Here is a 2876-nt window from a genome sequence, read left to right on the forward strand (position 1 = left end):
CACCGCCACCGAGCCGATGATCCGGTGCCCCGCCTGCTCGGACGCGCCGACGACCACGGCGTCCGCCGTCAGGTCGTCGGCCGCCTGCACCAGCCCGGTGTACGGGTCGCCACGGAAGGTATGGAACTCCCAGCGCACGTTCCATATGCCGCGCAGCCGCTCCGTCGAAGCGCGGATCTCCGCCATCAGCTCCTCCGCGACCTCCTCCGTGGTCTCCACGACCGCCGCGCCCAGCGCCGCGCCCGAGGCGAGCACGGGCTGTACGTACACGATCGCGAGCAGCGCGTTCTGCCGCCGGGCGAGGCCCGAGGCGTAGGCGGCGGCGCGCCAGGAGGAATCGGAGCCGTCCACCCCGGCGACGATCACCTTCGGCCCGTCGGTGCCGCGCTCGAACGTGCCGCGCGCGCACTCCCCGGGCCTCCGGTCCGTGTCGTCGCCGGTTTCGTCGTGCTGGTCCTTCTCGTCTTTCACTGACCTTCGCCTCGCGTCATCCTCGATACGGCCCCGGGGAAGAGGCTAGCGGCCCCGACGTGCTCATGATCACTTGCCCCCGGGGCCGGCGCCGGGCGAGGGCGCCGGAACCGGAACCGGCACCGCCAGGCAGAGCGCGAAGCGGTCCGCGTGATCGGTCCACCAGTGCGTGAGCTCCATCCCCGCCGCCGCCAGCTCGGCCCGTACGCCCGCCCGGCGGAACTTCGCCGACACCTCCGTCCGCAGCTCCTCGCCCGCCTCGAAGGCCACCGCGAGATCGAGCGCGGGGATCTTGACGGTGACGGCCGAACGGGCCCGCAGCCGCATCTCGATCCACTCGTGCTCCGGGTCCCAGAACGCGACATGGTCGAAGCCGCCGGGGTCGAAGTCCGCGCCCAGCTCGCGGTCGATCACGGTCAGGACGTTCTTGTTGAAGGCCGCGGTGACGCCCTCCGGGTCGTCGTACGCGCGGACGAGCACCCGCTCGTCCTTGACCAGGTCCGTGCCGAGCAGCAGCGCGTCGCCGGGCTCCAGCGCGGCCCGTACGGACGCCAGGAACACCGCCCGCTCGGGCGGCAGCAGATTGCCGATGGTGGAGCCGAGGAACGCGAGCAGCCGCGGCCCCGGCGTCGCGGGCAGTGCGAGCCCCTGCTGGAAGTCGGCGACCAGGGCGTGCACGGACAGCCCCGGATGGTCCGCGAGCAGCGCGCGGGCGGCGCCGTCGAGCGCGCTCTCGCTGACGTCCACCGGTACATAGTGGTCCAGTGCGGTCAGCGCCCGGATCAGGTGGCGGGTCTTCTCCGAGGAGCCGGAGCCCAGCTCGACGAGGGTGCGGGCGCCGGTCGCGGCGGCGATGTCGGCGGCGCGGACGAGGAGGATCTCCCGTTCGGCGCGGGTCGGGTAGTACGCGGGCAGCCGGGTGATCTGGTCGAACAGCTCGCTGCCGCGCGCGTCGTAGAACCACTTCGGCGGGAGCTGCTTGGGCTCGCGGGTCAGCCCGGCGGCGACGTCGGCGCGCAGGGCGGCGGCGGTGGCGTCGGCGGGCAGGGCGCGGGTCAGGGCGAAGGGGCTCACGGGCAGGGCTCCTTGAGCGGGGTCAGCAGGACGTCGGTGCGGGAGGCGGTGAGCAGGGTGCGGTCCGGCACCTCGTGCCAGCGCGGATCGTCGTCGTACGGCTCGGAGGCGACGACCACCCGGCGGTGCGGCTCCTCGGCCGCCGGTTCGACGGCCGTGGCCAGGTACCAGAGCGTGTCCCCCCACGCCGTAGCCGTAATGGTCTCGCCATCGGTGAGCAGCAGGTTCAGGCGCGAGCCGGGGGCTGCCGCGGCGAGTGCTGTGACCGTGTCCGTCAGGGCCTCGGCGGCGGTGTCACCGGCGCCGAGCCGGTGCCGTACGAGCGCCCAGACGAACGCGGAGTCGCAGCGCGCCGCCAGGTCCAGCAGTTCGGCGGCGGGGAGTCCCGCCGCGAGCCGCGCGGCGGAGCCGGGCCAGCCGAGGAGCGCGCCGTTGTGGCTGAACAGCCACGGCCCGTCCGCGAACGGAGCGACCGCCGCCTCCCCGTCGGCCCCCGCCTCGGTCGCGTCCCGTACGGCGCCGAGCAGCGCCCCGCTCCGTACGACCCGCGCCAGGTCCATGACCGACAGGTCCGCCCAGATCGGCCCGGATCTGCGGTACCGCGCGGGAACCGCGTCCCCGGGCGCGTACCAGCCGATCCCGAAACCGTCCGCGTTCACGGTCCCGTACCGCTGCCGGCGTGGGGCCCACGACTGCCGGAAGAGCGAGTGCGCGGGCCGCGTCAGCACCTCTGCGAGCGCGATGTCCGGTCCCACATAAGCCAGGTGACGGCACATCAGACGGCCTCCGCGTCGCGAGCAGTGCGGAACCCCGAGAAGATCTGCCGGCGCACCGGCAGATCCCAGTTGCGGAACGTGCCGCGGCAGGCCACCGCGTCGACGCCGAAGGAGCCGCCGCGCAGCACCTTGTGGGAGCCGCCGAAGAACACTTCCGAATACTCGCGGTAGGGGAAGGCCCGGAACCCGGGATAGGGCAGGAAGTCGCTGGACGTCCACTCCCAGACGTCCCCTATCAACTGCCGTACACCCAAAGGTGATTGTCCCGCCTCGTACGCGCCGAGGGGTGCGGGGCGCAGATGCCGCTGCCCGAGGTTCGCGTGCTCGGGGCCCGGATCGGCGTCGCCCCACGGATAGCGGCGGGAACCGCCGGTGACCGGATCGTGGCGGGCCGCCTTCTCCCACTCGGCCTCCGTGGGCAGCCGCCGCCCCGCCCACCGGGCGTACGCGTCGGCCTCGTACCAGCTCACATGCAGCACCGGCTCGTCCGGCGGTACGGGCTCCACGACCCCGAACCGCCGCCGCACCCAGCCGGTCCCCTCGCGCCGCCAGAAC

4 protein-coding genes are annotated in these 2876 nt (G+C 73.7%); all 4 read right to left on the reverse strand.

Going from position 1 to position 2876, the window contains the following annotated elements; translation table 11 throughout:
* A partial coding sequence (locus ACFU99_RS39685; RefSeq protein WP_384402415.1) for a universal stress protein occupies positions 1-366 on the reverse strand: 366 nt, incomplete at its 3' end.
* A gap of 174 nt (positions 367-540) precedes the next feature.
* Complete coding sequence (egtD, locus tag ACFU99_RS39690; protein WP_384402407.1) at positions 541-1545, reverse strand: L-histidine N(alpha)-methyltransferase; 1005 nt, start codon at positions 1543-1545, stop codon at positions 541-543.
* Positions 1542-2321, reverse strand: coding sequence for an ergothioneine biosynthesis protein EgtC (egtC, locus tag ACFU99_RS39695; protein WP_384402410.1), 780 nt, complete (start codon positions 2319-2321; stop codon positions 1542-1544). The genes egtD and egtC overlap by 4 nt, the downstream gene beginning before the upstream one ends.
* The coding region (locus tag ACFU99_RS39700; RefSeq protein WP_384402412.1) for an SUMF1/EgtB/PvdO family nonheme iron enzyme at positions 2321-2876 on the reverse strand (556 nt) is incomplete at its 5' end. The genes ACFU99_RS39700 and egtC, both read right to left, overlap by 1 nt.

It is taken from the genome of Streptomyces sp. NPDC057654 (assembly GCF_042800135.1).
GTDB lineage: Bacteria > Actinomycetota > Actinomycetes > Streptomycetales > Streptomycetaceae > Streptomyces.

Coding starts and splice junctions, on each gene's coding strand:
- egtC (WP_384402410.1), bottom strand. CDS start 2,321: ATGTGCCGTCACCTGGCTTATGTGGGACCGGACATCGCGCTCGCAGAG.